4 protein-coding genes are annotated in these 3,821 nt (G+C 58.9%); 2 read left to right on the top strand and 2 right to left on the bottom strand.

Going from position 1 to position 3,821, the window contains the following annotated elements:
- The first annotated feature begins 354 nt into the window (after positions 1-354).
- Together NW856_RS10830 and NW856_RS10825 are read left to right on the top strand one after the other, a co-directional pair.
- Entirely contained in the window at positions 355-795 is a 441-nt protein-coding gene (locus NW856_RS10830; protein WP_414374744.1) for a LapA family protein, read from the top strand.
- Positions 783-1,679, top strand: coding sequence for a sulfatase-like hydrolase/transferase (locus NW856_RS10825; protein ID WP_011432786.1), 897 nt, complete (start codon positions 783-785; stop codon positions 1,677-1,679). The genes NW856_RS10830 and NW856_RS10825 overlap by 13 nt, the downstream gene beginning before the upstream one ends.
- Before the next feature lie 153 nt (positions 1,680-1,832).
- On the opposite strand, the gene NW856_RS10820 is transcribed toward NW856_RS10825, so the two are convergent.
- Both NW856_RS10820 and fabI read right to left on the bottom strand, forming a co-directional pair.
- The gene (locus NW856_RS10820) at positions 1,833-2,981 is read right to left on the bottom strand and encodes an AI-2E family transporter (RefSeq protein WP_414400234.1); all 1,149 of its coding nucleotides are present in this window, start codon (positions 2,979-2,981) and stop codon (positions 1,833-1,835) included.
- A 32-nt stretch (positions 2,982-3,013) separates the two neighbouring features.
- Positions 3,014-3,790, bottom strand: coding sequence for an enoyl-ACP reductase FabI (gene fabI / locus NW856_RS10815; protein WP_011432788.1), 777 nt, complete (start codon positions 3,788-3,790; stop codon positions 3,014-3,016).
- Positions 3,791-3,821 lie beyond the last annotated feature (31 nt).

Genomic DNA, 3,821 nt, shown 5'->3' with positions numbered 1-3,821 from the left:
GTAGCGCACTTCCTTCACACGGAAGGGGTCACAAGTTCGAATCTTGTACCGCCCATACCCGCAAACCTGCTCCTGCAGCGAGCTTCAACAGTCCAAGTCCTTCTCCTGGAGGAGAGATACAGGCGGCTAGAAACGACTTTTTCCGCCCCGGGGTCTCCCTGAAGCGCGCCTTAGGGAGAGGGCTAATGGCTGTTGAGAACAACTCCGCTTGAGCTTCCAGCGTCTTTGCTGCCAGGCCAGTGGAGAAAGGGAAGAATGGTAGCCTAATCAAAGGGTAGGGTTGAGGCCATGCAAGAATTTCGTCCCGCTAACGCGATCAGAAACCTTCGCTTCATACTCCTGGGCTTGTGGATCTTGAGCCTGCTCGTTCTCCTCATCCAAAACTGGGGATCCCCGGCAAGGGTTGTGGTGGGTGGGCAATCGGGATCCCCGATTCCTTTGTCGTTGGTGCTGTTGGCCTCTTATGGGGCAGGGATGGGGCTGGGATTTTTGTATGTAGGCTCCTGGCGATTGCACGACCGGGTGTTCCAGCGACAGGCAATCCGTAAGTTAACTCAGTTGAGCGACCGAGTTCGCTTTTTGGAAGCCCAGCTGATTCCCCCCGACCACTATTTGCCCCAAGATCTGCCGGAGTACGAGCCGGATCCCCAAGCAGGCCGCTATTCCTATTCCAATATCCCGCCGGAACGCATTCGCGATCCCGCTCCTGAGGACGACGATGCGGCAGCAGCTCCCAACTGGCGGATTGTCCAGCGGCCCTACGCCGACGAGGAGGAGGAAGGATGGGATTCCTAAACTGGTGGAAATCGTCTGCCGCTCCTGCGTCTGAGCCCGACCCCCGCCCTGAACCGCGGGGACAGAACAACTATCTGCTCATCGTCCTAGACAGTTGCCGCTTCGACAGCCTGCTGGCGGCCAACCCCAAGCACTTGCTGAAGTTGGGCCCTCTGGAAAAGCGCTGGAGCTACGCTTCCTGGACGGCCCCTGCCCATTACAACCTGCTCATGGGCCTGCTGCCCCACACCAGCCCCATCCACGTTTTTGCGTCCGAGCACTACAAGCAAGATTATCTGCGCTACAACGAGCGGCTCGGCACCCGGCAACCCATTGAGTTCAAGCATCTGCTGCCTCATCTCTATTTGCCGACGCTGCTGAAGCATCAACTGGGCTACACCACCCACGCCATGGTCTCCATGCCGGTGCTCAACCCCAGCACGCTGCTGAATCGGGATTTCGATTCCTACCGCCTCATGCCCCAGCATAACGATATGGCGGCCATGGTGGAACAGTTGCGCTTCGAGCCGGATCGCCCCAGCTTTTACCTGTTAAACGTGGGCGAAACTCACTATCCCTACGCGCTGCCCGATGAGGATCCCAGCTTGTGGCCCCGCATCTCGGGGGTGAATGGGGTGTTGAAGCGGCTGGATGAAGGAGAAGAGGACGGGATCCCCTTTTTCGATTCGGCCCAGTTGGAAGAGCTACGGCAGCGACAGATCCAGGCGGTGCGCTACCTGGATGGGATCTTTGAACAGCTGTTCGACCTGGTTCCCAAAAACACCTACATCACGGTTACAGCCGATCACGGCGAACTGTTTGGGGAGGGAGGCTACTTCGGCCACGGCCCTATCCACCACGAAAAAGTGCTGGAGGTGCCTTTTATCGAGGGCAAGATTCGCTAGGATGAGGCCCTCACCCCCAGCCCCTCTCCCTGAGGACAAGGGTGGCCATCGATAGCCCAGCAACTGGGCTTACCAGGATTGAGCCTCTGTTTGCCTGCCGGTTAACGCGATCGCCTGAATCGCATGGGCAGAGCCTCTTCCCTTTTGGAGCAGCTAGATCTGCTGGGTCTCCGGCTTGGGCAGGGTGGGATCCCGGCGGGGTTCGCCGTTGGCGCTACTCGGACGGAGCCCTTGCGGGGATCCTTTTACACCGGAACCCAACCCATCTTCGGCGGCCAGGTCGGCAGAGCGGGCGATCTCGTAAAGGCTTTTCACCACACTGCTGAGGGGAATGGCGACGATCACGCCCAGGATGCCCCCCAGTTGCGCCCCCACCAACAGGGCAATCAAGATCCACACTGGATTTAGCCCGATCAGCTCTCCCATCAGGCGGGGGGCGATGACCCGATCCTTCACCTGCTGCACGATCAGGGAAACCAGCACCACTTTAAGGCTGAGCCAAATGTCCTGAAAGGCCAGCAACACCGCCGCCGCCCCAATGCCAATCACCCCCCCCACCAGGGGGATGACCTCCAGCAGGCCGATCAGCAGGCCAAACAGGAGCCCGAAAGGTACCCGCAAAAACCCAAAAACCGGCACCAGCATCAGGGCCATGATGAACCCCAACACCAACTGGCTGATGAGGAAGTTCTGAAAGCTGAGGGCTAGGGCTTCGCCAATGCGCGGCCCCCAAGGTTTGGGGAAGAGGCTGAGCAACCCCTGCCAGAACTGGCCCCCGTAGAGCAGCATGTAGAGGGCCAACACCAGCACCAGCACCAAGTCGATCACCTGGTTGAACGTACCCAGAAGGAGATCCAGGGATTGGCCGGCAATTTTCTCGGCGCTGGCCTGCAGGCGGTTGAGAAGGGTATTGACCAGCTCCGTCTGGCCAAGGTTGATGTTGCGCTCGGCGGCCCAAAGGCTAATCTGGTCGAGCCAATTTTGTAAGGTGTCCACCCACTCTGGGATCCGCGCCCCCAGCTGCACCACTTGCTTGGCCAAGACCGGCACCACGGCGATCCCCACCAAGACCAGCAGCACCACCGAGAGAGCAAAGACCAGGGTGACCGCCAAACCCCGACTGACCCAATAGCGCCGCAGCACCTGCACCGGGTAGTTGAGCAAAAAGGCCAGCACCGCTGCCGTCAGGATGGTGGTGAGCAAATGCCCAAACAACCGACCCACCTGTATGGCCAGCCAACCGCTGATGACGATCAAGATCCAGGTGAGCAGCAACCGCTGCAAGGGTGAGAAGCGATTCATGCCGGAGCCATCCCCAAGGGATCCCAAAGCGCTTAAAAACCCAGGATGCTATACCCACTATCCACGTAGATCACCTGGCCGGTAATGCCGCTGGCCAGGTCGCTGGCCAGAAAAGCCGCCACATTGCCCACCTCTATTTGAGTGACATTGCGCCGTAGGGGAGCTTTCTCCTCCACAGCATGCAGCATGGCATGAAAATCGGAAATGGCCGATGAGGCCAAGGTGCGGATTGGGCCGGCAGAAATGGCGTTCACCCGGATCCCGGCAGGGCCCAGCTCGGCAGCCAGGTAGCGGACACAGGTTTCCAGGCCCGCTTTGGTGACGGCAGCCATGTTGTAGTTGGGCACCACTCGCACTCCTCCCAAGTAGGTCAAGGTGAGGACACTGCTGCCGGATCTCAGTAGGGGCTTGGCAGCCCGGCAGAGGGCAATCAGGGAGTAGGTGCTCACATCCATGGCCAGGGCAAACCCCTCCCGCGAGATATCGCTGAAGTTGCCGCTCAGCTCCTCTTTTTTGACATAGGCCAGGCAGTGAACCAGAATATCGACCTGACCCCATTTTTCGGTTACCCCCTGAAACAGATCGCTGATCTGCTGATCGCTTTGCACGTCGCAGGGGAGGAGAAAATCTGGCTGCAAGGGATCCGTGAGTTGCTGAACTTTGGTTTTGAAGCGATCCCGCTCGTCCGGCAGATAGGTAACCCCTAGGCTGGCCCCCGCTTTGTGCAGTTGCTGAGCAATGCCCCAGGCAATGGAGCGCTCGTTGGCAATGCCGGTTACCAAGGCTTTCTTTCCCGTCAGCTGTAGCATGGCAAAAAAAGTAGGGGTGTATTCCTTTCTA

It is taken from the genome of Synechococcus sp. R3-13 (genome assembly GCF_047462195.1).
Classification (GTDB): domain Bacteria; phylum Cyanobacteriota; class Cyanobacteriia; order Thermostichales; family Thermostichaceae; genus Thermostichus.
This window is presented reverse-complemented; position numbering and strand designations above follow the sequence as displayed.

What these genes read in the sequence shown, in the direction of transcription:
- fabI (WP_011432788.1), bottom strand. Translation starts at nt 3,790, where the DNA reads ATGCTACAGCTGACGGGAAAGAAAGCCTTGGTAACCGGCATTGCCAAC.
- NW856_RS10825 (WP_011432786.1), top strand. Translation starts at nt 783, where the DNA reads ATGGGATTCCTAAACTGGTGGAAATCGTCTGCCGCTCCTGCGTCTGAG.
- NW856_RS10820 (WP_414400234.1), bottom strand. Translation starts at nt 2,981, where the DNA reads ATGAATCGCTTCTCACCCTTGCAGCGGTTGCTGCTCACCTGGATCTTG.